This window comes from Citrobacter sp. MGH100, from assembly GCF_001034465.1.
In the GTDB taxonomy this organism is placed as follows: Bacteria; Pseudomonadota; Gammaproteobacteria; order Enterobacterales; family Enterobacteriaceae; genus Citrobacter; species Citrobacter youngae.
Genome location: NZ_KQ089800.1, coordinates 2194311 through 2220547, shown reverse-complemented (window position 1 = coordinate 2220547; position 26237 = coordinate 2194311). Strand labels below are relative to the sequence as shown.

25 protein-coding genes are annotated in these 26237 nt (G+C 54.7%); 10 read left to right on the top strand and 15 right to left on the bottom strand.

The annotated features are described in order from the left end of the window. Positions 1–7: 7 nt before the first annotated feature. The 3 genes from hutW to SK32_RS10445 are packed head-to-tail and all read right to left on the bottom strand — an operon-like array spanning position 8 to position 4335. Positions 8–1345, bottom strand: coding sequence for a heme anaerobic degradation radical SAM methyltransferase ChuW/HutW (gene hutW / locus SK32_RS10455; protein WP_048212394.1), 1338 nt, complete (start codon positions 1343–1345; stop codon positions 8–10). 18 nt (positions 1346–1363) lie between these two features. Continuing rightward, a complete protein-coding gene (locus SK32_RS10450) occupies positions 1364–2188 on the bottom strand; it encodes a heme/hemin ABC transporter substrate-binding protein (RefSeq protein WP_048212393.1) in 825 nt (274 codons plus the stop codon). A gap of 2 nt (positions 2189–2190) precedes the next feature. Then, positions 2191–4335, bottom strand: a complete 2145-nt coding sequence (locus tag SK32_RS10445; protein ID WP_048212392.1) for a TonB-dependent receptor plug domain-containing protein — start codon at positions 4333–4335, stop codon at positions 2191–2193. 290 nt (positions 4336–4625) lie between these two features. Here SK32_RS10445 and cueR point away from each other — a divergent pair, with 290 nt between their 5' ends. After that, positions 4626–5036 carry a Cu(I)-responsive transcriptional regulator gene (cueR, locus tag SK32_RS10440; RefSeq protein ID WP_003021822.1) on the top strand — a complete coding sequence of 137 codons (411 nt, stop codon included), beginning with the start codon at positions 4626–4628 and terminating at the stop codon, positions 5034–5036. Here the strand turns inward: cueR and SK32_RS10435 are convergent. From SK32_RS10435 to SK32_RS10420, 4 genes are read right to left on the bottom strand one after another with little or no spacing between them, the layout of a single operon-like run. Further along, on the bottom strand, positions 5033–5749 hold the full coding sequence (locus SK32_RS10435; RefSeq protein WP_048212391.1) for a DUF3142 domain-containing protein: 717 nt from the start codon (positions 5747–5749) through the stop codon (positions 5033–5035). The genes cueR and SK32_RS10435 overlap by 4 nt on opposite strands. After that, positions 5719–7863 (bottom strand): PA5441 family protein, encoded by a 2145-nt coding sequence (locus tag SK32_RS10430; RefSeq protein ID WP_048212390.1) that lies wholly within the window; start codon positions 7861–7863, stop codon positions 5719–5721. Before SK32_RS10430 ends, SK32_RS10435 begins: the two co-directional genes overlap by 31 nt. A gap of 19 nt (positions 7864–7882) precedes the next feature. Then, complete coding sequence (locus SK32_RS10425; protein ID WP_003021832.1) at positions 7883–8341, bottom strand: NfeD family protein; 459 nt, start codon at positions 8339–8341, stop codon at positions 7883–7885. After that, a complete protein-coding gene (locus SK32_RS10420; protein ID WP_003021835.1) occupies positions 8338–9255 on the bottom strand; it encodes an SPFH domain-containing protein in 918 nt (305 codons plus the stop codon). The genes SK32_RS10425 and SK32_RS10420 overlap by 4 nt, the downstream gene beginning before the upstream one ends. 259 nt (positions 9256–9514) lie before the next feature. On the opposite strand from SK32_RS10420, the gene fetA reads away from it, so the two are divergent. Both fetA and fetB read left to right on the top strand, forming a co-directional pair. Beyond that, on the top strand, positions 9515–10192 hold the full coding sequence (gene fetA, locus SK32_RS10415; RefSeq protein ID WP_048212389.1) for an iron efflux ABC transporter ATP-binding subunit FetA: 678 nt from the start codon (positions 9515–9517) through the stop codon (positions 10190–10192). Further along, the gene (gene fetB, locus SK32_RS10410; RefSeq protein WP_003835795.1) at positions 10179–10958 is read left to right on the top strand and encodes an iron efflux ABC transporter permease subunit FetB; all 780 of its coding nucleotides are present in this window, start codon (positions 10179–10181) and stop codon (positions 10956–10958) included. Before fetA ends, fetB begins: the two co-directional genes overlap by 14 nt. Positions 10959–11036: 78 nt before the next feature. Here fetB and SK32_RS10405 read toward each other — a convergent pair whose 3' ends face one another. The 3 genes from SK32_RS10405 to tesA are packed head-to-tail and all read right to left on the bottom strand — an operon-like array spanning position 11037 to position 13375. Then, on the bottom strand, positions 11037–11891 hold the full coding sequence (locus tag SK32_RS10405) for a co-chaperone YbbN (RefSeq protein ID WP_003021844.1): 855 nt from the start codon (positions 11889–11891) through the stop codon (positions 11037–11039). 58 nt (positions 11892–11949) lie between these two features. Continuing rightward, complete coding sequence (locus SK32_RS10400; RefSeq protein WP_048212388.1) at positions 11950–12720, bottom strand: SDR family oxidoreductase; 771 nt, start codon at positions 12718–12720, stop codon at positions 11950–11952. A 28-nt stretch (positions 12721–12748) separates the two neighbouring features. After that, a complete protein-coding gene (tesA, locus tag SK32_RS10395) occupies positions 12749–13375 on the bottom strand; it encodes a multifunctional acyl-CoA thioesterase I/protease I/lysophospholipase L1 (RefSeq protein WP_003021850.1) in 627 nt (208 codons plus the stop codon). Here tesA and ybbA point away from each other — a divergent pair. The 6 genes from ybbA to SK32_RS10365 all read left to right on the top strand — a co-directional run bounded on the left by ybbA (position 13343) and on the right by SK32_RS10365 (position 20581). After that, positions 13343–14029: a putative ABC transporter ATP-binding protein YbbA gene (ybbA, locus tag SK32_RS10390; protein ID WP_048212387.1), complete on the top strand. Its 687-nt coding sequence runs from the start codon at positions 13343–13345 to the stop codon at positions 14027–14029. The two genes, tesA and ybbA, sit on opposite strands and share 33 nt — an antisense overlap. Beyond that, positions 14026–16440 (top strand): putative ABC transporter permease subunit YbbP, encoded by a 2415-nt coding sequence (gene ybbP / locus SK32_RS10385; RefSeq protein WP_048212386.1) that lies wholly within the window; start codon positions 14026–14028, stop codon positions 16438–16440. The genes ybbA and ybbP overlap by 4 nt, the downstream gene beginning before the upstream one ends. A gap of 188 nt (positions 16441–16628) precedes the next feature. Beyond that, positions 16629–17762 (top strand): porin, encoded by a 1134-nt coding sequence (locus SK32_RS10380; RefSeq protein ID WP_048212385.1) that lies wholly within the window; start codon positions 16629–16631, stop codon positions 17760–17762. Between the two features lie 256 nt (positions 17763–18018). Continuing rightward, positions 18019–18849, top strand: a complete 831-nt coding sequence (locus SK32_RS10375; RefSeq protein ID WP_040232652.1) for a MetQ/NlpA family ABC transporter substrate-binding protein — start codon at positions 18019–18021, stop codon at positions 18847–18849. Between the two features lie 63 nt (positions 18850–18912). Beyond that, positions 18913–19929, top strand: coding sequence for a virulence-associated ABC transporter ATP-binding protein SfbB (gene sfbB, locus SK32_RS10370; RefSeq protein WP_048212384.1), 1017 nt, complete (start codon positions 18913–18915; stop codon positions 19927–19929). Next, positions 19922–20581, top strand: a complete 660-nt coding sequence (locus SK32_RS10365) for a methionine ABC transporter permease (RefSeq protein ID WP_048212383.1) — start codon at positions 19922–19924, stop codon at positions 20579–20581. Before sfbB ends, SK32_RS10365 begins: the two co-directional genes overlap by 8 nt. Here SK32_RS10365 and mnmH read toward each other — a convergent pair whose 3' ends face one another. From mnmH to ppiB, 5 genes are all read right to left on the bottom strand, one after another. Next, complete coding sequence (mnmH, locus tag SK32_RS10360; protein ID WP_048212382.1) at positions 20582–21667, bottom strand: tRNA 2-selenouridine(34) synthase MnmH; 1086 nt, start codon at positions 21665–21667, stop codon at positions 20582–20584. Between the two features lie 96 nt (positions 21668–21763). Beyond that, positions 21764–22831: a 5-(carboxyamino)imidazole ribonucleotide synthase gene (purK, locus tag SK32_RS10355; RefSeq protein ID WP_048212381.1), complete on the bottom strand. Its 1068-nt coding sequence runs from the start codon at positions 22829–22831 to the stop codon at positions 21764–21766. Beyond that, positions 22828–23337, bottom strand: a complete 510-nt coding sequence (purE, locus tag SK32_RS10350) for a 5-(carboxyamino)imidazole ribonucleotide mutase (protein ID WP_005125240.1) — start codon at positions 23335–23337, stop codon at positions 22828–22830. Before purE ends, purK begins: the two co-directional genes overlap by 4 nt. A gap of 118 nt (positions 23338–23455) precedes the next feature. After that, positions 23456–24178: a UDP-2,3-diacylglucosamine diphosphatase gene (gene lpxH / locus SK32_RS10345; protein ID WP_048212380.1), complete on the bottom strand. Its 723-nt coding sequence runs from the start codon at positions 24176–24178 to the stop codon at positions 23456–23458. Between the two features lie 2 nt (positions 24179–24180). Beyond that, positions 24181–24675: a peptidylprolyl isomerase B gene (gene ppiB, locus SK32_RS10340; RefSeq protein WP_003021875.1), complete on the bottom strand. Its 495-nt coding sequence runs from the start codon at positions 24673–24675 to the stop codon at positions 24181–24183. A 173-nt stretch (positions 24676–24848) separates the two neighbouring features. Between ppiB and cysS the strand changes: the two genes are divergently transcribed. Beyond that, a complete protein-coding gene (gene cysS / locus SK32_RS10335; protein WP_048212379.1) occupies positions 24849–26234 on the top strand; it encodes a cysteine--tRNA ligase in 1386 nt (461 codons plus the stop codon). Positions 26235–26237 lie beyond the last annotated feature (3 nt).

The window sequence follows — 26237 nt, the reverse complement described above, 5'->3', positions numbered from 1 at the left end:
ACTCCTTTTATGGTTGCTCTACCGCAATGCGCGGCGCGTTAAGTGTTTGAATCAGTTCATCAAGAGACTGCAAAATATTGCTCGCCCAAAAACGCCCTTCATTGGTCAGGCGCAAACAGGTACTGGCATCTCGCGTCAGTCCTGCGTGATGCCACTGGGTCAGTAGCGGGGCCAGTTTTTGTGCATGAGGCGTCAGTTCATCCAGCGGGACGCGGGCCGTTTCGATACCGGCCTGGAGGGTATGTCGCCACTGGAAACCACGCTCGGCGGTGCGCATCATCATCATTAGCGGTTTTTTTCCGGCGGCGATGGATTCATGCCATGTGGTCAGGTTGCGCTCGACCATCCAGGAATAGCCATTGACTGACCCTCCTGCGCCAGAGCCGAATGCCAGACAGTCTGCTCCCTGTTTAATCAGCAGGTTGTACAGATTGCGTTCCCGCGTCGTTCTCGCCCAGTGGCTGTTACTGATGCAGCGCCAGCCCGCGCTGTCCATAAAATCGCAGCCCTGAAGATAGAGATCGCGGCGTTCGGCAGGAGAGGGAACGGTTGTGCGCCCGGTTTCAACCGCTTTGCCAAGCGGTGTATTAGGGATCAGGTTCAGCGCATAAAGATCTACACCGTCGAGGCCGATGTCGCGAGCAATCGCCAGATCCTCGCCCCACACCTTTGCGTCCTGTCCTGGCAGACCAAACAGCAGATCGCACACCACGGCGGCTCGATCCCGTTTTACCAGCCCCTGCATAAAGGCCGTCGCGGTCGGGCCGTCCGAAGTGCGCGCCATTTTTTTGCGGATCCGGCTGTTAAAAGACTGAATACCGATCGAAAATCGATTGGCGCCAGCGTCAAGGCAGGCATCTATTCGCGCATCGTCAAAATTGAGTACCCGCCCCTCAATAGTGATTTCGCAGTCCGGCGCCAGAGGTAGCTTGTCACGCAGTGCGGTGATGATTCTGGCCAGATCCCGTGCCGACAGCGCAGACGGTGTACCGCCGCCAAAATAGACGGCGTGAATCGGGGCCGACTGATGCAATGGGCTATCGGCTTCCATCTCTATTTCGCGTAATAGCGCGTTGGTGTAGCGGGCGCAGTGATCCTCTTCAAAGCGGTTTTGATAAAAACCGCAGAAAGTACAATGTGTTGCACAAAAAGGGATATGCAAGTACACCAACCGTTTCCGCGGTGGGGTTGGCTGGCTGATGACCTCCTGCCAGGTTTGTGACAATAGCTCTTTGGCAACCGGGATCGCCCCACGCCAGGGCATCGTGGCGCGGCGATCCTTAAAGGGCTGACTTCCCTCGAGCGCAAAATGCGCGGTGAGATCCAGCGAGTGTTCAGTTTTCATTGTTCTTTATAAATCCAGTTAGTGAGGCCAGAATTGCTGGTGCAGGGCTTCAACCGCATCGGCGACGCGCGGCCCCATACCCAGAATCAGCGCCTGGTCTACCGCCACAATGCGCTGGTTTTTCCAGGCCGCAGTGTGGGTAATACCGGCTATTGCGCTCAGACGAGCCAGACCACCATCCACCATTTGCGACGTCACCACGATCACCTCTGGGTTGGCGGCGATCAGCGATTCCGCGCTGTAGCTTTTGTACTGCGCGTGAGTGGCGACATTTTGTGCGCCCGCAAGGGTCATAATGGCATCGGCAACGCTACCCTTGCCGGCGACCTGTGGCGCGCTGCCGCCAGCGGAGAGAATGAACATGGCTTTGACCGGCGCGTTTTTTGCTGCCACGCTGTGCTGAACGCGATCCAGACGTTGACGAATGCGATCGATCAACGTCTCACCTTGTTTGGGAATGCGCAGGGTTTGAGCCAGTTCCCGGATGTTGGCGTACATTTGCTCAACGGTGGCCGGTACGCGCGGCAACGTCACGACGTTAACTTTTTGCGCCCGCAGCTGATCCAACACGATTTGAGGGCCTGCATCCTGCCAGGTGATAAAGCTGTCCGGATGCAGCGATAAAATGCCCTCGCTGTTTAACTGCTTCCAGTAGCCGATATGCGGGAGTGCGGCAGTTTCGGGCGGATACGAGGTGGTTTCATCGACGCCGACCACCCGGTTGCCGACACCCATGGCGTAAATCAGTTCGCTAAGCGATCCGCCCGCCACCACCAGGCGGTCGGCGGACTGGGCACTAAAAACGCAGGCGAGGCTCAGTAAGCCAATCAAGAGATTTTTCATCGTCAGAAATTCCACGCAAAGCCAACGGCGGCATTGAAACCAGCGTCTGGAATAGATTCATGCGCGGTTCTGTAACGCTTGTCGGTCAGGTTGTTGAGCGCGAGGTTGACCTGATACTGATCCTGCGGACCGAACTCGGCGTTGAATGCGAGGTTAAGCGTGGCCCAGCCCGGGTAGTTGATTTCCGTGGTGCCGGTATTATCTTTGGCGCTGGACGCCGCGCGGATAAAGACATCGGACGTCAGGTTAGCGACGTTCATCAACCAGGTATGTTTCAGGCCGACGCGCCCGGTCAGCGTAGGTTCGCCGGTATCCCAGGTTTTAAGGGTATTGCCTTCGTACTGACGGCGAATAAGATTACCGCTCAGGTAAGGTGATACCGCCCAGCCGTTGTATTCTGCGGTGAGTTCCATGCCCCAGGTTTTGGCCCGATCGATGTTGTCGTAGTAGTAATAGCCGCCCCGTGAAGAGGTGGTATTACCGCTGCATACGGGTTGACCTGAACAAGCCAGACTGGCGATATAGTCTTTAGCTTCGGAGTAATAAATGGCGCCGTCTATCAGCCACATATTCCCTTTATACCGCGCGCCCAGCTCATAGTTATTCGAGTGTTCCGCCTTCAGGTTTGGGTTGCCGTAGGTCACGCTGCCGCCTGCGGACGTCTGTGTGAACAACTGAGTCAGCGTAGGGAAGACATAGCCCTGGGCATATGCAGCCCGGAGTTCAAGATCTTTAAAACCGGAATAGCGTAGGCTGGTTGAGGTCACCAGTTCATCATCGTGAACGGAATTTCCTCCGGTGGATTGCCAGGTGCTGCCGCTGCTTTGCAGGGTTTGCGTATCGTTGCGATTGAGCTTCGAAGACAGCCAGTACTGGCGGGCGCCCACGGTCCACGTCCAGTCATCGGCAAAGCGCCAGTCGTTTTGCGCGAACAATGAGGTGTTGCTTTGCTCCGCTTCGTTGTATGACAGGGTACGTGTTTGTGTATCGAAGAAGCCGGTAGCCGCGGTCTGGCGCGTGCTGCCGTCCGTGTCCTGTTTTATTTTGTCATGCTGGTACTGAGCGCCAATCACCAGCTCGTTGTTAGCAGGCAGGGAGAAGTTGCTCTGTAGCGTTACCCCCTGGGTATACTGTTTGTCGTTGGTATTGGTCTGATTGCTGACCGTCAGCGCTTTAATCATCGGGCTGGGGATAACCTGGGTCGTTTTGACCCGGTTTTCAAATTTGCGCTCTATTGTCTGGGTGTATGCGTCAACATGGATGTTCTTCAGGTAATCCCCATCGGCCGCGTAGTCGTAGAAAAGACCGATTTTCTCACGTTCCAGTTTAGGAATTTTGACGCTAAAGTCGTCGAACTGGCCTTCCGGATCGTCAAACCAGGTTTGAGTGGACAGTTTGTAACGATCGAGGGAGAGTCCGATTTTGTGGCGATCGAAGTTGTAACCCAGCCACACGCCCTGGCCGTTATTACGGAAATTGGTGTCGGGCAATCTTCCGTCAGGTGTGTCGCGGTCGCCCTGGTCGGAATAGCTGCCATTGATGCGGTAGTCAAAGTTTCCGATGCTGCCCCAGGCCGCTGCTGATTCTTCCCATCCTGCCGTTGCGGAGTTATAAACAGCCTTAACGCTGCCGCCGAGGGGCTTATCGCCGCCTTTTTTGGTAATAAAGTTCACGACGCCGCCAATCGCCTGCGAACCGTAGAGGACAGAATAGGGGCCTTTGACCACTTCAATCCGTTCCAGCGCGGATTCGTCAATCAGCAAACCGGCTCCGTAGTTTTGTCCGGCACGTTGGTAACTGACGACCTGGCCGTCGATCAAAATCAGCACCCGCGAAGAGGCTTCGCCACGGATACGAATTTGTTTCCGCCCTGCGAGGGCGTTATCGGTGACTTCGACGCCGGGAATATCTTGTAAATCATCAGCAATAGAAACGTTGGTGGAATTTTGCAGCGTCTGGCGATCGATAACCTGGATGGTTGCCGGGCTATCCCAAAGACTACTTTCTGTGCGGTTAGCCGTGACGATCACCGTGTCTTCGTCGGACGTAGAAGCGTGTGCTGGAGAGGTAGCTGCAAAAGCGGCGCCGGACATGCATAATGTCAGGGCTGAAAGAATAAATGGCCTTTGGTTATTCCGTGGCAACATAAGAGAACCTTTATTGAATATAAATGATCATCATTATCATTCGCGTTTATATATAAAATTGTTTCCCTTTGTTCAAGATGAAAGATGTAGAACCAATATATCTTTTGATTTGAGTCAATTTCGTGCAGTCATTAAATGCATAAATGTGATCCGAATCGGATATAACAATGTGAATTAAAAGGATTTGCGCATCGCGGTGATGGTGGAAAATGTGCAGAGTTCTCGGGTAAATCATTACGACAATCTGGGCTATAATGGGGCTCAGTACCAACAAGATCCGCGGGGGAAATGTGAATATTAGCGATGTTGCGAAAAGAACCGGTTTGACCAGCAAAGCGATACGCTTTTATGAAGAAAAAGGCTTAGTGACGCCGCCGCTGCGTAGCGAAAATGGTTATCGCACATACAACCAACAGCATCTGAATGAACTGACGCTGCTGCGCCAGGCACGCCAGGTGGGTTTTAATCTCGAAGAGTGCGGCGAACTGGTGAATCTGTTTAACGATCCGGCGCGTCATAGCGCAGATGTGAAAAAGCGTACCTTAGAAAAGGTCGCGGATATTGAGCGGCATATCAGCGAGCTGCAGGCCATGCGCTTGCATTTGCTGGCACTGGCGGAGAGTTGCCCTGGCGATGACAGCGCCGAATGCCCGATAATCGATAACCTCTCCGGCTGCTGCCACCATAAAGCGAAGGCTTAACGGCGAGGGGGATTAAGCATAAATACCACCGTGCCGCGGTACCACGGGGATTTCTCAAGCTGCGCTTCAGCCTGCGGGTCCCGGCTACCGTTTTGCACCAGCCCCAGCTTAAACGGAATGCGCAGACGACTGAGTGCAGGCAGATACGCCTGATAATTCGTTACCGTATGACGGCCCTGATAGCTCTGGACCACCAGTTCATCGACCGCCAGCGCATTCAGCGTGGCGACGTCGCCCGTTTTTGCCCAATCCAGAAGTCCAGTCACGCCAAGCGCGAACTCGGCCGGTAGCTGTTGGCGTAATTGCTGCAGAAAGCGGGCGTAATCGGCAAGCTGATGGGTCGCCGCGTCAAAATCAACCTGCAGGCCGACCACGTGATTCCCGGCGGTCTGCCAGCGTTGCATCAATCTGATGATGCGAGCCGGGATCGCCTCCGGTACGTCGAGCGTGGTAAAGCGCACGGTCAGCCAGATTGAGGGAAAAGACAGGCGGCTGACCGGCAGCCCGAGACGCTGGAAAACCACGTTACCCGAACGAATCAGCACCTCACCCTGATGCAGATAGACCGTTTGTGCGTCTTTCAGCTCATCACTGGCCTTCACGCCGGACCACAGCCAGAAGGCCGGATGTTCACGGGCGGCGACGATATCCGCCGCCTGTGCCTGTCCGACCAGCAGCGCGGTTACCAGTAGTATTTGAGTTTTTGCGCCCACGGACTTCCCGGATATTGCGTTTTCAGTTGGGTGAACCAGCCTTTACGCTGCAGTTTATCCACTTCCTCACCGCCGCACTCGTTAGAACCTGACGGCGCATAGCACATTATGGCGCGATACAGCGCGAAGCTCTTGTCTTCAACCTCTGCTTTTGGCGAAGTGATTACCTGCTGATAGTAGCTTTGCCTGTCGAACTGGCCGAACGGCTCCTTGCGCGATATTGCTGATTCAAGTACGTCGTTGCCAGCACTGTTTTTCCACAAATCGACGTGGGTTTGCGTGGTGCGGAAGAATTCGCCTAAGCAGTTCAGCGCGTGGGCATCATCCGCTTTTTTGCTCAATACCGTTACCGTTTCATTGAGGCTGCGACAGGTGTAACCGCGCTCGGTAGCGTCGCCGTTCCAGTCGAAAATACTCAGATTAACGTCATCAAACGCGTCGCCAATAACCGGTGGAGTAATGGCGCTGGCCAGTTTTCTATCATTCAACCAGTCGCCAAAGCGGTTTTCGGTAAGATCGCGTACCAGCAGCGTATGCAGGGCGATGGTACGCTCTTCATTGTTAGGCCCATGGACGGCCTGCTGGCGCAGCAGTTCAGGCGAGGCCTGTGTTTTCAGTATCTGCGAGCGAAAACGCAGGTTGGTTACTGCGCTTTCTGGGGCAAAAACCGCTGCCACGTCGCCGCTATAAACCAGCGTTGCGGCGAGCTTAGCCTGTACATACTGCTGCTGTTCGTTGTCCTGGCTGAGTTTTAGCAACTGCTGCCAGAAATCACGCGCCGCGCGCCAGTTCTTCTGGCCCATCAGCGCTTCGCCGTACAGCACTTGTTCGCTGAAGGCGAGGGTATCGTGAATGGCAAGTTTCTGCGCTGGCGTAACTGCCTGAATAATCGCCGCGTAGTTCTCCGTCGCCAGCCACAGATTCAGTTGCAGATCGCGCCATAGCGGCAGTTTTTGGCTCTGCTCAAACACCGGTTTGCTGGCATCGAGCTGCGCCTGGGTCAGCGTGGGTTTACTGTTGTTATCCAGACGCAGCGCGCGCAGCAGTTCGATATAGCTGACAAGCGGCGCATCGGGGAATGCTTCCACCACGGACTGTTCGTAGAACGCCATACCGTAGACATTATCGTATTCGATGACTATTTCTCGCAGTTGCCGAGCGTCAGCCGACTGCTGGAGCGTCTGCTCATACAACCCGGCCAGCTGCGGCCACGCCTGTAAATACCAGTTGATGCGACGCAGCATACCGCGCGCGGAGTCGGCATACAGGCCTTGCGGGAAGCGTTGCAGGTAGGCTTGTGCCTGCGTCTGAGCCTGAGTCGCGTCCTCGCGGTTAATTTTTGCAATATCAAAATCGCCGTACTCGCCTACGCTGTTCTGGCTGCTCTTGTTCAAGGCCGCACGCATCAGCATGTATTGCGCGGTCTCTGCCAGCCACGGGCGCTCACTTTTGGCAAGCTGAGTGAAATCCCGTTCGGCGCTGGCATAATCACCGGCATAGAAACTGGCAGCTGCGGCCAGATAATTTTTATAGGACTGAGCCGGTGAATCAGCCGGGAGGGTGGCAAGTGAAGACTCAATTTGCTCGCGGGTTGCCCCGGATAGCAGCCCCGTACGCGCCTGGGCTAAGGCCTGGCGCTGTTCCGCCGTTAACGTCGAGTCGGCCAGCAGTGCGGCAAAAAATGCGCTGACGCTCTCGGTGTTATTCGAAACATGACGGTTCTCAAGCTCAGCGTCGTTGACGTTTATTTCGTCTGCGCTAATGTTCAGTTCGGCCATCTGTCGGGAGAGTGGGCTGTCTGCGGCGGATGCCGGAGCAGCGGCTGGCTGCGAGGTTGCCTCATCCCATTGCAGGTGATAGGCAAAATAGAAATCCCGGGAGCGGGTGATATCTGCTGGCATTGATTGCACCGGCAGAGCAAATGATTTTTCCTGGCTCAGCAGCCGCAGCAGGTTGTCGCGACTGTCGTTTTCAGGGTTGAAGGTCGGCGTGCCTTTCAGCAGGCAGCTGTCGTCGCTCCATTTGCAGTCTTCCATATCGAAAGAGGCGAATGCCTGCGGGGCGGCGGTCAGTAATGTGCAAAGGGCAAAGGCAAGGGGTGTCTTCCTGACCATAGTCTTATTTCCTGTCTTTTTAGTGTGATACCGCTTTAATAATCAGGGTTATCCCTTCAACGGCAATGACTTCAACCTGCGTTCCGGCGCTCAAATCGTCGCTGGCGCTAACGGGCCATGAGCTATCGCCGACGCGCATGTGTCCGCGACCATTGACCAGGGCGGTTTCCAGAATAAATCGTCGGCCAACCAGCTGCTGTCCGCGCTGGTTAAGATGGCTGTCGGCGGGTTTCTGCTCCTGAACGCGCCTTGCCAGCCATTTCCACCACAGCCACGCCGCCAGCAGGGTGAGGACGGCGAACATTGCCCCCTGCCACGCCCAGTCTAGCGGAACGAGCCAGACGACCAGACCGGTAATCACCGCTGCCACGCCGCTCCACAGCAGATAGCCGTTGCCGCCCAGCATCTCGGCGGCGAGTAGCAAACCGCCGAGGCTGAGCCAGAAGATGTGCGGGTGCACCAGAATCATCGCTATCATGATTTTTTCCGCTCGCTGGCGCTGTCCTTAACCAGTTCGGCGATCCCGGCAATAGAGCCCATCAGGCTGCTGGCATCCAGCGGCATCATCACCACTTTGCTGTTATTCGACGAGCCGATATGCTGCAGCGCTTCGGTGTATTTCTGTGCCACGAAGTAGTTCACTGCCTGAATATCCCCAGCAGCAATGGCCTCAGACACCATCTGCGTTGCGCGAGCTTCGGCTTCTGCTGAACGTTCACGCGCTTCAGCCTGTAAAAACGCGGACTGGCGTTCACCTTCCGCTTTAAGGATCTTCGACTGTTTCTCACCTTCGGCCTTGACGATTTCTGCCTGACGGATCCCTTCGGCCTCAAGAATGTAGGCGCGCTTGGTACGTTCGGCTTTCATCTGCGCGTTCATCGCGTCGATAAGTTCTGCCGGAGGACGCACGTCGCGGATCTCGATACGGGTGATTTTGATGCCCCAGGGATTCGTGGCTTCATCAACAATATGCAGCAGGCGCGTGTTGATGTTGTCGCGTTGGGAGAGCATTTCATCGAGTTCCATCGAACCGAGAACGGTACGAATGTTGGTCATGGTCAGGTTGATAATCGCCAGTTCCAGGTTGCTGACTTCATAGGCGGCTTTCGGCGCGTCGATCACCTGAATAAAGCACACGGCATCAATTGCGACGTTGGCGTTATCTTTGGAGATGACTTCCTGAGAAGGGATATCAAGCACCTGTTCCATCATGTTGATCTTACGACCAATGCGGTCCATGAACGGCACAACAAGGCTTAAACCCGGTTGCAGGGTTTTGGTGTAACGGCCAAAACGCTCTACCGTCCACTGATATCCCTGCGGGACGATTTTGACGCCAGCGCCGACGATGACCAGCGCGACAAAAATAAGAATAGGAATAAAAATGAGCATTGATGAAACCTCCTGTTGTGCTGTCCTTTACTGCCTCATTAATCAAATTATACCCGATTAATCAAGGGGGGTTCCCTTATAATAAATTACAGGCATATACCCTTCATACTTCAAGTTGCATGTGCGTTAGCTACGTTAGCTCACCCCAGTCACATAGTTAGCTATGCTCCTGGAGATTCGCTCACTTGCCGCCTTCATGCAACTCGAATTATTTTGGGTATAGACTGTCTGCATGAAAGAGGTAAAAAAGGGATATGTAATGGAAGAAAGCAGCATTCTGCTTCAGTTAAAAAATGTCGCATGGCAGGCAGGGGAGACGCAGGTTCTCAATAACATCTGTTTTGATCTCCGCGCCGGAGAATTTAAGCTGATTACCGGCCAGTCCGGCTGCGGGAAAAGTACGTTACTCAAGATTGTGGCGTCATTAATGAGTCCGACTGCCGGTGAAATTCTCTTTGAAGGCAAGGATATAGCTACCCTCAAGCCGGAAACGTATCGCCAGCAGGTCTCTTATTGCGCGCAAACGCCCGCTTTGTTTGGTGACACCGTTTACGACAACCTCATTTTCCCCTGGCAAATCCGTAACAAAAGTCCGGAGCCGGATGCGTTTCTGATCGATCTGGCCCGTTTTGAGCTCCCTGAGACGATCCTCAAAAAAAGCATCAATGAGTTGTCCGGTGGCGAGAAGCAGCGCGTCTCGCTAATTCGTAATTTGCAGTTTCTGCCCAAAATTCTGCTGCTTGATGAAATCACCAGCGCGCTGGATGAGGCTAATAAACGTAATGTGAACGAATTAATTCACCACTATGTTCGCGATAAGAATATTGCGGTGCTGTGGGTTACGCACGACAAAGATGAAATTACGCATGCGGATAATGTCATAACCCTTCAACCGCACGCCGGAGAAATGCAGGAAGCACGCAATGAACGAGCATAATATTACCAATGAGTCCCTGGCATTAGCGATGATGCTGGTGGTGGTGGCGATCCTGATTAGCCACAAAGAAAAACTGGCGCTGGAGAAAGATATTCTCTGGAGCGTTTGCCGGGCAGTGGTTCAGCTGATTATCGTCGGCTATGTGCTGAAATATATTTTTGGCGTTAACCACAGTATTCTGACCTTACTGATGGTGCTGTTTATCTGCTTTAACGCGGCTTATAACGCACAAAAGCGCAGTAAATATATTGATAAAGCTTTCCTCTCGTCGTTTATCGCTATCACGGTGGGGGCGGGGCTAACGCTGGCGGTGCTGGTTTTGTCTGGCTCTATCGAGTTCACGCCGATGCAGGTCATCCCGATCTCCGGCATGATTGCAGGCAATGCGATGGTGGCAGTGGGGCTGTGTTACAACAATCTGGGACAGCGGTTTAACAGCGAACAGCAGCAAATTCAGGAAAAACTCAGCCTCGGCGCGACGCCGAAAGTGGCCTCTGCGCCGCTGATTCGCGACAGCATTCGCGCCTCGCTGATCCCAACGATCGACTCTGCAAAAACGGTAGGGCTGGTAAGTTTACCGGGGATGATGTCCGGGTTGATCTTCGCGGGTATTGATCCAGTAAAAGCGATTAAATATCAGATTATGGTGACGTTTATGCTGCTTTCTACCGCCAGCCTGTCGACCATTATTGCCTGCTACCTGACTTATCGGAAGTTCTATAATTCGCGCCACCAATTAGTCGTAACGCATTTGAAGAAGACGTGATGTGATGCCGGAGGGATCGGTATTGGTAGAATTTGTATGCCCGATAAGCGCAAGCGCCATCGGGCAAAATCAAACGGATTAGTACAACAGTGCGTACAGTTGGCGGCGGTATTTTGAGGCCAGCGCATCGCCGGTTCCGAGTGCGGCAAGGATCTCCTGGAAGGTCTTACGTGCCTGACCGTCGGCAGCAGTGAGATCTTTCTTCAGGTGGCTGAACAGCAGTTCCAGTGATTCCTCGTTACGTCCGACCTGATGTAACTGGATGGCTAGTTGAGTTGCCAGCACCGCATCCTGCGGATTGCTGGCGACTTGCTGCTGCAGCTGTTGGATTTCCGGCGTATCCGCCGCCTGCTTCAGCAGTTCTATCTGCGCCACCAGTCCCTGATAGCGGGTATCCTGATCCTGCAACGGAATGGTTTTCAGCACCGCTTCGGCATCGTCAGAACGATTGAGGGCGATTTGCGTTTCCGCCAGCAACAGGCCAATTTCGCTGCTCTGGTTGGAGATCTGCCAGGCTTCTTTCAGCAGCGGCAGTGCATCCGCGTGATTACCGGCTTCGATGAATTCGATAGCCTGACGCGCTTTCAGCTCTTCTTCGCTCGGCAACACTTTTTCCAGCAGTGCGCGGATAACCTCTTCCGGCTGCGGGCCCTGGAATCCGTCCACTGGCTGACCGTTCTGGAACAGATAAACCGTAGGGATGGCGCGCAGGCCAAACTGAGAAGCGATCATCTGCTCGGCGTCGCAGTCGAGCTTGGCGAGAATAAACTGGCCGTTGTACTGGGCGGCAAGGCTCTCCAGTACCGGCGTCAATTGCAGGCAGTGCTGGCTGCGCTCAGACCAAAAATAGAACAGGACCGGCGTGGTCATCGACTGTTCAAGGGTCTGCTGCAGGTTCGATTCGTTAATGTTAACAATATTCTGTGTGGACATGGAGTTACTCTCTTTTGTCGATTTCTTGTTACATGGGGGCTGACGCGCGTGCTTCAACTCAACCCTGTAAAATTTTGTCCATTATGCGGCCTGGCAACAGGCGTTTAAGTAGCATCACTGCCCAGGTCACCAGCGTAACCGGATAACGTAGCTTCGGTTTATCGCTCTCAAATGCATGACGTACTTTGGCGACAACCGCTTCTGGTCCCAGCGTAAAACGCGCGGCAATGCCGGGGTTTTCCACGGGAGCATCGCTCTGGGTCTGGTTGACGTTTTCGGTAAAGCGGGTACGGATGGGGCCGGGCTCAATCAGGCTGACCTTAATGCCGCTGTGGCGCAGTTCCATACGCAGCGCGTCGGACCAGGCTTCCAGCGCATATTTACTGGCGGCATAGGCGCCGCGTCCCGGCGTTGAGATCAATCCCATCACCGATGAAGTCATCACGATACGCCCTTCGCCGTGAGGGAGCATAGCGGGCAACAGGAGCATGGTAAGCTGATGTGCGCCAAAGAAGTTGGCGGAAAATTGCTGTTCCATCTGTTCACGGCTGATGGTGGGCAGGGGACCATAGACACCGTATCCGGCGTTGTTAAAGATCCCATATAAACGATTATCGGTCAGGGCGATCACTTCATCGGCGGCACGATCCACGCTTTCGGGTGAATCCAGATCCAGCAATACGCCAGTGAATCCCATACTGTTCATACGCGCGACATCGTCAGGTTTGCGACAGCCTGCCAGAATTTGAAAACCCTGGCGCTTTAGTTCAAGTGCGCTTTCCAGACCGATTCCGCTGGAACATCCTGTTATTAAGACCGATTTTTGCATAACTTTACCTGTCAGGATCTCCGTTGTTTTATGAGTCGTGATTTACTAGAGGAGTGAGATGTTGCGCCATCCAGTCGGCAATAAACGGCTGGGCGTCACGGTTGGGATGAATACCATCATCCTGCATCCACTGGGGTTTCAGATAAACCTCTTCCATAAAAAATGGCAGCAGAGGAATATCAAACTCTTTGGCGAGCTTTGGATAAATCGCGCTAAAGGTTTCATTATAACGGCGGCCATAGTTTGCCGGCAGACGAATTTGCATCAGCAGCGGTTCGGCATTTGCCGCTTTGACATCCTGCAGAATCGTGCGCAGGGTTTGTTCGGTTTGCGCAGGCGCAAAGCCGCGCAGGCCATCGTTACCGCCAAGTTCGACCAGCACCCAGCGCGGCTGGTGCTGCTTGAGTAATGCAGGTAGACGGGCCAGACCTTGCTGCGAGGTGTCGCCGCTAATGCTGGCATTCACCACTGGCGTTTTGGTTTGCCATTTATCATTAAGTAGCGCAGGCCACGCGGCGCTGGCGGACATACGGTATCCGGCGCTCAGGCTGTCACCCAGAATTAATAACGTGTCCGCTGCGGCGGCGCGGAAAGTTAACAGAACCAGGAACAGGAAAGGCCAATGCCAGCGGAAAACATTGTTGAAGTTCATCATCTTAAGAAATCCGTCGGTCAGGGTGATCATGAGCTATCCATCCTTACCGGAGTTGAACTGGTTGTCAAACGCGCCGAGACCATTGCGTTGATTGGCGAGTCGGGATCGGGGAAATCCACGCTGCTGGCGATCCTCGCCGGGCTGGACGATGGCTCCAGCGGTGAAGTCAGCCTGGTGGGGCAGGCGCTGCACGCCATGGACGAAGAAGCCCGGGCGCAGCTGCGGGCGCGACACGTGGGCTTTGTCTTCCAGTCATTCATGTTAATTCCAACCCTCAACGCGCTGGAAAACGTCGAACTGCCCGCGCTGCTACGCGGCGAAAACAGCGGAAAAAGTCGTGACGGGGCAAAAACGCTGCTGGAGCAACTGGGGTTGGGAAAACGCCTTGATCATCTTCCGGCCCAGCTTTCCGGCGGGGAGCAGCAGCGCGTGGCGCTGGCGCGGGCGTTTAACGGACGCCCTGATGTGCTGTTTGCCGATGAACCAACGGGCAATCTGGACAGGCAGACCGGGGACAAAATCGCCGACCTGCTGTTTTCTCTGAACCGGGAACACGGCACCACCCTGATTCTGGTGACCCATGACCCGCAGCTGGCGGCGCGTTGCGATAGGCGTTTACGCCTGGTGAACGGACAGTTGCAGGAGGAGGCATGATTGCACGCTGGTTCTGGCGCGAATGGCGCTCGCCTTCATTACTGATTGTCTGGCTGGCGCTGAGCCTGGCGGTGGCCTGCGTGCTGGCGCTGGGCAATATCAGCGATCGCATGGAAAAAGGACTTAGCCAGCAAAGTCGTGAGTTTATGGCGGGCGATCGGTCGCTGCAAAGTTCGCGCGCCGTACCGAAAGCGTGGATTGACGAGGCGCGACAGCGTGGTCTGAAGGTGGGTGAACAGCTCACCTTTGCCACCATGACCTTTGCCCGGGATACGCCGCAGCTGGCGAACGTCAAAGCGGTGGATGATGTGTATCCGATGTACGGCACGCTGCAAACCAATCCGCCGGGGCTGAAACCGCAGCCGGGCTCAGTGCTGCTGGCCCCGCGTCTGATGGCGCTGCTCAACGTAAAAATCGGTGATTCCATCGACGTTGGCGATGCCACCCTGCGCATCGCCGGGGAAGTGGTGCAGGAACCGGATTCCGGTTTTAATCCTTTCCAGATAGCGCCGCGCCTGATGATGAACATGGCGGATGTCGAAAAAACGGCGGCGGTCCAGCCGGGAAGCCGTGTGACCTGGCGCTATAAATTTGGTGGTACGCCACAGCAACTGGAAGCCTATGAAAAATGGCTGCTTCCGCAGTTAAAGCCGGAACAGCGCTGGTATGGGCTGGAGCAGGATGAAGGGGCGTTAGGGAAATCACTGGAGCGTTCGCAACAGTTCCTGCTGCTGTCGGCACTGTTAACGCTACTGCTGGCGGTTGCTGCCGTTGCCGTGGCGATGAATCATTACTGCCGTAGCCGTTACGATTTGGTGGCGATATTAAAAACGCTCGGCGCGGGCAGGGCGCAGCTGCGCAAGCTGATTATCGGCCAGTGGCTGATGGTGCTGGCGCTGTCTGGCGTGACCGGCGGCCTGTTCGGGCTGTTATTTGAGCGGGTGCTGGTGGTATTACTGAAGCCAGTTCTGCCCGGTGAGCTGCCGCCCGCCAGCCTGTGGCCGTGGCTGTGGGCACTCGGTACGATGACCGTCATTTCTCTGCTGGTGGGGCTACGCCCTTATCGCCTGCTGCTGGCGACGCAGCCGCTGCGGGTACTGCGTCGCGACGTGGTGGCAAACGTCTGGCCGCTCAAGGTCTATCTGCCCGTAGCAACGATAGTTGTGGTTGCGCTGCTGGCCGGACTGATGGGCGGAAGTATGCTGCTGTGGGCGGTACTGGCCGGGGCGGTGGTGCTGGCGCTGCTGTGCGGCGTGCTGGGTTGGATGCTGCTCAACGTACTGCGTGGCCTGACGTTAACGTCGCTACCGCTACGTTTAGCGGTCAGCCGGCTGTTGCGCCAGCCGTGGTCAACGCTGAGCCAACTGTCGGCATTTTCGCTGTCCTTTATGCTGCTGGCGCTGTTGCTGGTGCTGCGCGGCGATCTCCTCGACCGCTGGCAGCAGCAAATGCCGCCGGAAAGTCCAAACTATTTTCTGATCAACATTGCCACTGAGCAAGTGGCTCCGCTGAAGGCTTTCCTTGCTGAGCATCAGGTGATCCCTGAGTCGTTCTATCCCATCGTGCGGGCGCGTCTGACGGCAATCAATGACAAAGCGACCGAAGGTAATCAGGACGAGGCGCTTAATCGTGAATTGAATCTGACCTGGCAGGATACCCGGCCGGATCATAACCCGATTACCGCCGGAAGCTGGCCGCCAAAAGCGGGTGAAGTGTCGATGGAAGAGGGGCTGGCGAAGCGGTTAAACGTAAAGCCTGGCGATCGTGTGACCTTTATGGGCGATACCCAGGATTTCAGCGCCACGGTCAGCAGTCTGCGCAAAGTGGACTGGGAAAGCCTGCGGCCCAACTTCTTCTTTATCTTCCCTTCCGGCGCGCTGGATGCTCAGCCACAAAGCTGGTTAACCAGTTTTCGCTGGGAGAACGGCAACGGCATGCTGACGCAGCTTAACCGTGAGTTTCCGACTATCAGCCTGCTGGATATTGGTGCCATCCTCAAACAGGTGAGTCAGGTGCTGGAGCAGGTGAGCCGAGCGCTGGAGGTGATGGTAGTGCTGGTCACCGCCTGCGGTATGTTGCTGCTATTGGCGCAGGTGCAGGTCGGGATGCGTCAGCGTCATCAGGAACTGGTGGTCTGGCGCACGCTGGGAGCGGGTAAGAAGCTGCTGCGTACCACGCTGTGGTGCGAGTTCGCCATGCTCGGGATGGTCGCCGGACTGGTGGCGGCCATCGGGGCGGAAACTGCGCTGGCGGTGCTGCAAACCCGCGTGTTTGATTTCCCCTGGGAGCCAGACTGGCGGCTGTGGGTTGTGTTGCCGCTTTGTGGGGCATTGCTGCTCTCTCTCTGCGGCGGATGGCTTGGTTCACGTCTTCTTAAAGGCAAAGCGCTGTTCCGTCAGTTCAGCAGTTAATTCATATTCGTGATGATTACGCACCGGTTTTTTTAAATCGGTGCGTTTTTTTATCTATGTAGCACAAATTGATAACTACTTGATATTTAACAGCACAAATCAATAAAAACCCGACAACACGAGTGTATTAATAAACGTTAATATTTGTATGCTGAATAATTGGCAGGCTATCTATCAAGGTACAAATAATGACTATAAAAAAAACGGCGCTGGCAGTATCGATCGGCGCAGCAGTGGCATTAACGACTTTCGCCTCTCAGGCGGAAATCACGGTCCTGAAACAAGATCCGCAAGCGGGCAATCCGCTGAGCCGTCTTAATTTCACCGTCGGCGGGAGTATTCGTCCGCAGTTCCAGAATATGGCTGGTGACGATGGGAAGAATGGCTACAAACGTAATGGCTTCGACGGCGGGACGCGTTTCCGCTTCGCCGCTGACTACTATCTGTTTGATGACATCAGTTGGGTGAGCTACTACGAGCTGGGTGTTAACTTCCCGGCGATGTTCAACTGGGACAATCACTATGCTAACGGTGCCAACGATACCACGCGTCGTATGCTGTACACCGGTCTGAAGAGCGCGACCTGGGGTACGCTGACCTTCGGTCAACAGAACAGCATTTACTATGATGTGGTGGGTGCGAAAACGGATATCTGGGACTACGACATGATCGGCCAGGCGCCAGGTAACGGTATCAATGGCGACTACGACGGTTCCTATCGTACACGTAAATCACTGAAGTATAAAAATACGGTAGGCGATGTTGATCTTTACGCGTCTTATCTGTTCAGTGATGACTACAACCCGAATAACGGCCTGCGTTACAAACGTAAAGGCGGCGGCTCGCTGGGTGTGGATTATCACATTACCGATGACCTGACCTGGGGTACGGCGTGGAACTACACCCGCGCGGAAATGCGTGGTAACACCAGCAAAACCTACGATCAAAACATCGTCGGTACCGCGCTGAGCTGGAAACCGGACAACTGGACCTTCTCAATGGGCGGCGGCTGGTATCAGAACTTCATGACCACCAAAAAAGTCTCGGTTAACGACTACTTTGCCGGTGATGCCTGGGGTCTGGAATACTTCGCGGGTTACACCTTCCCGGTTGGTCAGTATGCGCTGAAATCCGTTCAGCCATACTTTATGGGCGATCGTATTGAATACGTGAATGGTCGTAACTACCTGCGCACCGACAACGGTGTGGGTATCAGCTTCCAGCTGGATTACGGTTTCCGTGTGGATTACGAACACGTCTTCACCTCCAGCACCGACAATCTGGGTGATATGAACCTGGTTCGTCTGCGTTACGATTTCTAATCAAACGCCCGCCGCCCGATGCGCTTATCGGGCCTAAGAAAGCTGTTGTAGGCCGGATAAGGCACTTGTGCCGACATCCGGCTTTTTCATGCCTTCTCTCATTTGAAAACACATTCTGCAACATCATGAATTAATTTCAAGGACAGCAGGTTGTGATCTGTGTCATGTTAACAATCAACCTGTTAAACAGGTTAACAACAACAACGCCGCAAGAACGGCGTGAGACATGACACCACAACGTTAAAATGGAGAGATTATGGGATTGCGTCAGAGTTTACGCGTCGCGACCGGGGCGCTGTTACTGGCCTGTGGATTACAATTTGCTCATGCGAACAGTGATCCGCACACCATCGTATTTGGCGTCGCGCCTGGGCCGTACGGCGATATGGTAAAACAAGCCATTGCCCCTACGCTGAAAGAGAAAGGCTATAAGGTCGTGGTGCGCGAATTCAGCGACTACGTGCAGCCTAACATGGCGCTCTCCAACGGCAGCATTGATGCCAACCTGTTCCAGCACTCGCTTTACTTTGACAAATTCACCGCCGATAAAGGCCTGAAGCTGAGCAAGCTGATTGTGGTTCCAACGGCCGGGATGGGTTTTTACTCACATAAAATCAAAAGCCTGGATGAGTTGAAAAAAGGGGATGTGATCACGCTTTCCAACGATCCCACCAACCTGGCTCGCGGCCTGCGATTCCTGCAGTCAATTGGCCTTATCACCATCAAAGATAACATCGACCCGACTAAAGCCTCTGAGCGCGATATCGCCAGCAACCCGAAAGGGCTGGTGTTTAAACCGCTGGAGGCAGCACAACTGCCGCGCACGCTGGACGGCGTGACCGGGGCATTGGTTAACGGTAACTTTGCCGTGGCGGCAAAACTGGATCTCGCCAGCGCCATCAAGCAAGAGCATCTGGATGAAAATCTTAAAAATATCATTGCGGTACGCAGTGAAGATGCGGATAAACCGTTCGCCAAAGATATTGTTGAGGCGGTGAAATCTCCGGCATATCGCGCCGTGATTGACGACCCGAAAAATATCTACAGCGCCTTCCAGAAACCGGAATGGATGTCGGCAGCCCAATAATCGCTGCGCACAAGGGTTAACAGGGGCAGCGACGACTGCCCTTTTCGCATTTCTGAGGTGGCTATGATTGAGATAGAAAAGGTTTGCGTGGACTTCGCCGCAGGCCGTGGAGCATCAACCCGGGCGGTTGATGACGTTAGCTTGCGCATTGGCGCAGGTGAGATATTTGGCATTGTCGGGACCAGTGGCGCGGGGAAAAGTACGCTGCTGCGCACCCTGAACGCCTTAACGCGACCGAGCCAGGGAAGCGTGAAGGTGAACGGCGTAGAAATTTCCGCACTGGAAGGCGCGCATCTACGTAAAGCCCGTCAGCGTATAGGGATGATTTTTCAACATTTTAATCTGATGCATACCCGCACTGTGGCGCAAAACGTTGCTTTCAGCCTGAAGGCTGCGGGCTGGGAGCGCAGCAAAATCGCTCCACGCGTGGCGGAGATTCTGACGTTGGTCGGACTGGCGGATAAAGCAAACCGCTTTCCGGTTCAGCTCAGCGGTGGGCAAAAGCAGCGCGTGGGTATTGCCCGTGCGATTGCTAATCACCCGGATGTGTTGCTGTGTGATGAACCGACTTCCGCATTGGATCTGGAAACGTCAGCCACGATTCTGACGTTGCTTAAGCAGATCAACCAACAGTTGGGGATCACGATCGTGCTGATCACCCATGAGATGAACGTGATCAAATCCATTTGCGATCGCGTGGCGGTGATGTCCGGTGGCAAGGTAGTGGAGTCTGGTGAGGTGTTTGATGTTTTTGCTCACCCGCAGCACGCTTTCACTCAGCAACTGGTGTCGCATACTCTCAATCTGACGCTACCCGACCGTCTGCGCCAGCATCTGCCCGGTCAGTTGCTAAAAATTCTGTTCATCGGTGATTCGGCAGAACAGCCGGTGTTGTCAGAAGTGGCGGTTAAATTTGGCGTGGCGGTGAACATTCTGCACGGCAAAATTGAATATATCGGCGAACGTGCGCTGGGGATTCTGGTGGTGCAACTCACCGCGCCGCATAACCCTTCTGCGGTGGATGTCGCCGTGGAACATATTCGTCAACGTACTGCACAGGTGGAGGTGATTCGTGGATGATTTATTGCCGGATTTGACGCTGGCGTTCAATGAAACCTTCCAGATGCTGAGCATCTCTACGCTGTTGGCGATTATTGGCGGTCTGCCGCTCGGTTTTCTTATTTTCGTTACCGATCGGCATTTATTCTGGCAAAACCGTTTTGTGTATCTGCTCAGCTCCGTGCTGGTGAATATTATCCGTTCGGTGCCGTTTGTGATCCTGCTGGTTCTGTTGTTGCCGCTCACCCAGTTTTTGCTCGGCAATACCATTGGACCCATCGCGGCGTCGGTCCCACTTTCGGTAGCAGCAATTGCTTTCTATGCCCGTCTGGTTGATAGCGCGCTACGTGAAGTCGATAAAGGCATTATCGAGGCGGCGGAAGCCTTTGGCGCCAGCCCGATGCGCATCATCTGCACCGTTCTGTTACCGGAGGCGAGCGCGGGTCTGCTGCGTGGGTTGACGATAACGCTGGTGAGTTTGATCGGTTACTCCGCAATGGCTGGGATCGTTGGCGGCGGCGGGGTAGGCGACCTGGCGATTCGCTTTGGTTATTACCGCTACGAAACCCAGGTCATGGTAGTCACCGTGGTGGCGTTGATTATTCTGGTGCAGGTCGTTCAGGTGCTGGGCGACTGGTTGGCGAAACGCGCAGACAAGCGCGACAGACATTGATTACTGTACGCTAAGCCAGTCAGCCACCTCCTGCCATGAGCCGCGAAAGACGATTTTCGCGGCTTTCTTTTCCAGCTGATAGCGATACATCGGGTCGTAATACTCGTTGAGCAACGGCACCAGCCAGCCCATATGAGCGTCGGTGCTGCCCGTTGCCTGCTGTTCGCGCAGAGCCACGTCGAGCAGGGTGGTCAGCTCGGCAAAACGCTGTAAACCCAGACGGCGGCGGATAGCAAACAGGCCGTGATGCAAATATTCACAGTACTCCTGCCAGCCCTGATTCTCGCCATAAACGTGGGTGAAATCGTGGTGCATACGGACAAAATACTCTTCGCGCAGGCGCTCCAGCCGTAGCTCAAAAGGATCGTCCACCACCGCAATAGATGCCTGGGTCATGCGCTCGCGCAGGCATTCGGGCAGATGATTAGCGCCGATCATGCGGCCTTCGTCCTCAAGTACCCACAGACGCAGATCCTGACGGCTGTCGGTTTTCAGCATTTCGACCGCCAGCAGGTTTTCAAAGCTTGCCTGGCTCAGCTGCGGTTCAACGGTGCGACCAAACGAGGAACCGCGATGGTGCGCCAGACCTTCAAGGTCAATGCCGTTCGGCTGCTGTTGCACCAACTGCGTTTTACCGTTCCCGGTACAGCCGCCAATTAAGACAATCGGTTTTTGCACCAGTTCTTCCGTCAGTTGAATCGCTGCCTGGCGCAATGCTTTATAACCGCCTTGTATTAGCGGGTAGTCAGTACCGGACTCGTGCAGCCACTGCTGCACAATGTGCGAACGCTGGCCGCCGCGCGCGCAACATAAGTAGCCCGCAGGATTTTGACGACAGGCATTAAGCCAGGCCTTCATGCGTTGCTGGCGAGTCTCGCCACAAACCAGTTGATGGCCAAGCGCGAGGGCGGCCTCAGGCCCCTGACGTTTATAACAGGTACCTACGGCGGCACGTTCGTCATCGTTCATTAAGGGAAGGTTTATTGCGCCCGGCATTGCGCCCTGCTGAAATTCGACGGGGGCGCGTACATCGATTAAAGGCGTACCGGCGAGCAGAATCGCGCGATAGTCCGTTCCATCGTTCATGTTCAGTCCTGAAAATACAAAACAGCAATGGAGGGGATTTTACGCGCCAGGGGAGGGGCCGGGGAAGGATAAAATCAACTCCCCGGCATTAATGGCTTATTTCAGCTTTGACTGCGCCCAGATAATGCCGCTGGCGTATTCCGGTGGCAGCAGGGGGATAAGCGCCTCCAGCGTCGCGCTAAGACGTGCAGTATCGCTGTCGCTCAGGTTCAGATGACCCACCTTACGACCTTCACGCACTTCTTTGTCATACCAGTGCAGGTGTACCAGCGGCAGCTTCAGCCAGTCGTAGTTCAGGTCGCTACCAATCAGGTTTACCATCACCGAAGGATTATTCACCACCGGAGTCGGTAATGGCAGGCTGGTAATGGCGCGCAGGTGCAGCTCAAACTGGCTGATGCTGGCGCCGTTTTGCGTCCAGTGCCCGCTGTTGTGCACGCGAGGCGCCAGTTCGTTGATCAACAGACCTTCCGGGGTGATGAAACACTCCATCGCCATCACGCCGACATACCCCAGTTCCTGCATGATGGCAGAGAGCATCGCTTCGGCCTGTGCCTGCTGTCTGGCGTTAGCCTGCGGGAAGACCACGCTGGTGCGCAGAATACCGTCCTGGTGCAGGTTATGGGTCAGCGGATAGAAGACGGTGCTGCCGTCGTGCGCACGAGCGCCTACCAGCGACACTTCACCAGAGAAATTGATTCCCTGCTCGACGATACACTCGCCGTAGCAATCATCCGGCAGTTGTTCGGTTTCATTGGCGCGTAAACGCCACTGTCCACGGCCGTCATAGCCGCCGACGCGACGCTTGACGATCGCCAGCTCACCCAGTTTGTCGAATACCGCAGACCATTCGCTTTTATCTGCCAGCAGTTGCCACGGCGCAGTCGCCAGGCCGAGCTTGTCGAAAAGCTGCTTTTGCGTCAGACGGTCGGCAATAATCGGGAAGACGTCGCGGTTAACAAACGCCGGGTGGCGCGCCAGTTCGCGGGTGAGTGCGGTTTCCGGCCAGCGCTCAATCTCAGCGGTGATTACGCTTTGCTGAAAAGGGACAGCAGCCGGTTCAGCGTCCAGCCCGACGGGCCAGACCGCAATGCCCAGCGGCTCGCCGGCCTGACGCAACATGCGCCCTAACTGACCGTTACCGAGTACGCAGACCTGCTTCATGCCGCACCTCGCGGGTCCGGGTTCTCCAGTACCTCATCGGTTTGCGCTTTGCGCCAGTCGCTCAGACGCTGATGTAATGCTTTGTCGTGTGTTGCCAGAATTTGTGCTGCCAGCAGGGCCGCATTGGCCGCACCCGCTTTGCCGATCGCCAGTGTTCCAACGGGAATGCCGCGCGGCATTTGAACAATGGAGTAGAGGCTATCTACGCCGCTCAACGCTGCGCTTTGCACCGGAACGCCTAACACGGGGACCAGCGTTTTCGCTGCAATCATGCCCGGCAGATGCGCTGCGCCGCCAGCACCGGCAATAATCACCTGATAACCGTTTTCTTCAGCGCTTTCGGCGAAGCTGAACAGTTTATCAGGGGTACGGTGAGCGGAGACGACTTCAACATGATGCGGAACGTCCAGCATTTCGAAGATTTCGGCGGCGAACTGCATGGTAGCCCAGTCGCTTTTGGACCCCATCACGATGGCGACACGCGCCGGATTATTGCGGGAAGACATGCGTCTAAAAACTCCTGTGGTGCACTACACTCGACTTTTGAGGCCACCGAGAATAGCATAATTCAATTCCAAGGAAAACGATTGCGTCTATTCTGCGGCAGGTGTTTTTAAGCAGGAATTAAAACGGAAAAGCGATCAGTTCAACGTCGTCAGGTGTGACTTTAATCATCGAACCTTCGGTGTGCCAGGCACCTAACACCACGCGGAAAGCGGGTTGCTCATTGGCCGTGAGTTCGTGGACAGCAGGACGGTGTGTATGTCCGTGAATTAACCACTGGACCTGATGTTTCTCCATTTCGGCAATGACGGCCTGTGGATTCACATCCATGATCTCCAGCGATTTACTGCTGTTGGCGGCAAGGCTTCCGGCGCGCATCTTCGCGGCAATACGTTGGCGAATGAATAACGGCAGGGAGAGAAACAATTTTTGTAGCCAGGGCTGATGAACCTTAGCCCGAAACGCCTGATAGCCTGCGTCGTCGGTGCACAAGGTGTCGCCATGCATGATCAGTACCTTGCGACCATACAGGTTGAGCACTTTTTCCTGAGGTAACAGGGTCATGCCGCTCTCACGGGCAAAACGCTTGCCGATCAGAAAATCACGGTTGCCGTGAATAAAAAAGCAGGGAACGCCGGAATCCGTCAGCGCTTTTATCGCTGCGGCCATTTCACGATGTAGGGGATTGGGATCGTCATCGCCTATCCAGGCCTCAAACAGATCGCCAAGAATGTACAGCGCATCGGCCTTTCGTGCATCGCCGGCTAAAAAACGCAGAAAACCGGCGGTGATCGCCGGTTCTTCCGTGCAGAGATGAAGATCTGCAATAAACAGTGTTGTCACGATTACTCGCTGACGGTCACGTTTTCGATGATAACGTCTTCTTTTGGTACGTCCTGATGCATACCGCTGCGACCGGTGGAAACGCCTTTGATTTTATCAACGACATCCATACCTTCGACAACTTCAGCGAACACACAGTAACCCCAGCCCTGCATGCTTTCGCCGGAGAAGTTCAGGAAGTCGTTGTCGGCAACGTTGATGAAAAACTGAGCAGTCGCGGAGTGCGGAGCCTGAGTACGCGCCATTGCCAGCGTTCCACGGGTGTTTTTCAGACCGTTGTTGGCTTCGTTTTTGATAGCCTCTTTCGTGGCTTTTTGCTTCATGCCCGGCTCAAAACCGCCGCCCTGGATCATGAAACCATTAATAACACGGTGGAAAATGGTGTTGTTGTAAAAACCTTCGCGGCAGTAGTCCAGGAAGTTTTTAACTGTTTCAGGCGCTTTATCATCAAACGTTTTGATTACGATATCGCCGTGATTAGTGTGGAAAGTAACCATTTTTGCATCCTGTTCCGATAGAGTGGTGCTTCGACCCTGGTCAGGGTCACATGATAGGGGCTTGTTATAGCATAACCGCAAGGTTCGATCACCTTGCAAAGTGTGCTGCTTCGGGGCCAATTTATAGGTATTATAGGGCTTTGTTATCCACACACGTCTACACGGAATCTTCGATGTTAAAAATCTTTAATACACTGACGCGCCAAAAAGAGGAATTCAAACCCATTCATGCCGGGGAAGTCGGCATGTACGTGTGTGGCATCACCGTTTACGATCTCTGTCATATTGGACACGGGCGTACCTTTGTTTCTTTCGACGTTGTTGCCCGTTATCTGCGTTTCCTCGGCTACAAGCTGAAGTATGTGCGCAACATTACCGATATCGACGACAAAATCATTAAGCGCGCGAATGAAAATGGCGAGAGCTTTGTGGCGCTGGTTGATCGCATGATTGCGGAAATGCACAACGATTTCGATGCGCTGAATATTCTGCGCCCGGATCTTGAACCGCGCGCGACGCACCATATCGCCGAGATTATCGAAATCACCGAACAGCTGATTGCCAAAGGTCACGCTTACGTTGCTGATAACGGTGACGTGATGTTTGACGTGCCGACTGACCCGAACTACGGTCAGCTGTCCCGCCAGGATCTGGATCAACTGCAGGCGGGTGCGCGTGTTGACGTGGTTGATGTGAAGCGCAACCCGATGGACTTTGTGCTGTGGAAGATGTCCAAAGAGGGTGAGCCGAGCTGGCCGTCTCCATGGGGTGCAGGTCGTCCTGGCTGGCACATTGAATGTTCTGCGATGAACTGCAAACAGCTGGGTAATCATTTCGATATTCACGGCGGCGGCTCCGACCTGATGTTCCCGCACCATGAAAACGAAATTGCTCAGTCCACCTGTGCGCATGACGGTGAATACGTTAATTACTGGATGCACTCCGGGATGGTGATGGTTGACCGTGAGAAAATGTCCAAATCGCTGGGCAACTTCTTTACCGTGCGCGACGTGCTGAAATACTACGACGCCGAAACCATTCGTTACTTCCTGATGTCCGGCCATTATCGCAGCCAGTTGAACTACAGCGAAGAGAACCTGAAACAGGCACGCTCTGCGCTGGAGCGTCTGTACACCGCGCTGCGCGGCACTGACAAGTCCGTTGCTCCAGCCGGTGGCGAAGCCTTTGAAGCGCGCTTCATTGAAGCGATGGATGACGACTTCAACACGCCGGAAGCCTACTCCGTGCTGTTTGATATGGCGCGTGAGGTTAACCGTCTGAAGGGCGAAGATATGGCGGCAGCTAACGCTATGGCTGCGCATCTGCGTAAGCTGTCCGGCGTGCTGGGCCTGCTGGAACAGGAGCCAGAAGCCTTCCTGCAAAGCGGTGCGCAGGCGGATGATGGTGAAGTTGCTGAAATTGAAGCGTTAATCCAACAACGTCTGGATGCCCGTAAGGCGAAAGACTGGGCGGCAGCTGACGCCGCGCGCGATCGTCTCAACGAGATGGGCATCGTGCTGGAAGACGGTCCGCAGGGCACCACCTGGCGTCGTAAGTAAATC

What these genes read in the sequence shown, in the direction of transcription:
- hutW (WP_048212394.1), bottom strand. Translation starts at nt 1,345, where the DNA reads ATGAAAACTGAACACTCGCTGGATCTCACCGCGCATTTTGCGCTCGAG.
- SK32_RS10450 (WP_048212393.1), bottom strand. Translation starts at nt 2,188, where the DNA reads ATGAAAAATCTCTTGATTGGCTTACTGAGCCTCGCCTGCGTTTTTAGT.
- SK32_RS10445 (WP_048212392.1), bottom strand. Translation starts at nt 4,335, where the DNA reads ATGTTGCCACGGAATAACCAAAGGCCATTTATTCTTTCAGCCCTGACA.
- SK32_RS10430 (WP_048212390.1), bottom strand. Translation starts at nt 7,863, where the DNA reads ATGGTCAGGAAGACACCCCTTGCCTTTGCCCTTTGCACATTACTGACC.
- SK32_RS10425 (WP_003021832.1), bottom strand. Translation starts at nt 8,341, where the DNA reads ATGATAGCGATGATTCTGGTGCACCCGCACATCTTCTGGCTCAGCCTC.
- SK32_RS10420 (WP_003021835.1), bottom strand. Translation starts at nt 9,255, where the DNA reads ATGCTCATTTTTATTCCTATTCTTATTTTTGTCGCGCTGGTCATCGTC.
- fetA (WP_048212389.1), top strand. Translation starts at nt 9,515, where the DNA reads ATGGAAGAAAGCAGCATTCTGCTTCAGTTAAAAAATGTCGCATGGCAG.
- fetB (WP_003835795.1), top strand. Translation starts at nt 10,179, where the DNA reads ATGAACGAGCATAATATTACCAATGAGTCCCTGGCATTAGCGATGATG.
- SK32_RS10405 (WP_003021844.1), bottom strand. Translation starts at nt 11,891, where the DNA reads ATGTCCACACAGAATATTGTTAACATTAACGAATCGAACCTGCAGCAG.
- SK32_RS10400 (WP_048212388.1), bottom strand. Translation starts at nt 12,720, where the DNA reads ATGCAAAAATCGGTCTTAATAACAGGATGTTCCAGCGGAATCGGTCTG.
- ybbA (WP_048212387.1), top strand. Translation starts at nt 13,343, where the DNA reads ATGCCAGCGGAAAACATTGTTGAAGTTCATCATCTTAAGAAATCCGTC.
- tesA (WP_003021850.1), bottom strand. Translation starts at nt 13,375, where the DNA reads ATGATGAACTTCAACAATGTTTTCCGCTGGCATTGGCCTTTCCTGTTC.
- ybbP (WP_048212386.1), top strand. Translation starts at nt 14,026, where the DNA reads ATGATTGCACGCTGGTTCTGGCGCGAATGGCGCTCGCCTTCATTACTG.
- SK32_RS10380 (WP_048212385.1), top strand. Translation starts at nt 16,629, where the DNA reads ATGACTATAAAAAAAACGGCGCTGGCAGTATCGATCGGCGCAGCAGTG.
- SK32_RS10375 (WP_040232652.1), top strand. Translation starts at nt 18,019, where the DNA reads ATGGGATTGCGTCAGAGTTTACGCGTCGCGACCGGGGCGCTGTTACTG.
- sfbB (WP_048212384.1), top strand. Translation starts at nt 18,913, where the DNA reads ATGATTGAGATAGAAAAGGTTTGCGTGGACTTCGCCGCAGGCCGTGGA.
- mnmH (WP_048212382.1), bottom strand. Translation starts at nt 21,667, where the DNA reads ATGAACGATGGAACGGACTATCGCGCGATTCTGCTCGCCGGTACGCCT.
- purK (WP_048212381.1), bottom strand. Translation starts at nt 22,831, where the DNA reads ATGAAGCAGGTCTGCGTACTCGGTAACGGTCAGTTAGGGCGCATGTTG.
- purE (WP_005125240.1), bottom strand. Translation starts at nt 23,337, where the DNA reads ATGTCTTCCCGCAATAATCCGGCGCGTGTCGCCATCGTGATGGGGTCC.
- ppiB (WP_003021875.1), bottom strand. Translation starts at nt 24,675, where the DNA reads ATGGTTACTTTCCACACTAATCACGGCGATATCGTAATCAAAACGTTT.
- cysS (WP_048212379.1), top strand. Translation starts at nt 24,849, where the DNA reads ATGTTAAAAATCTTTAATACACTGACGCGCCAAAAAGAGGAATTCAAA.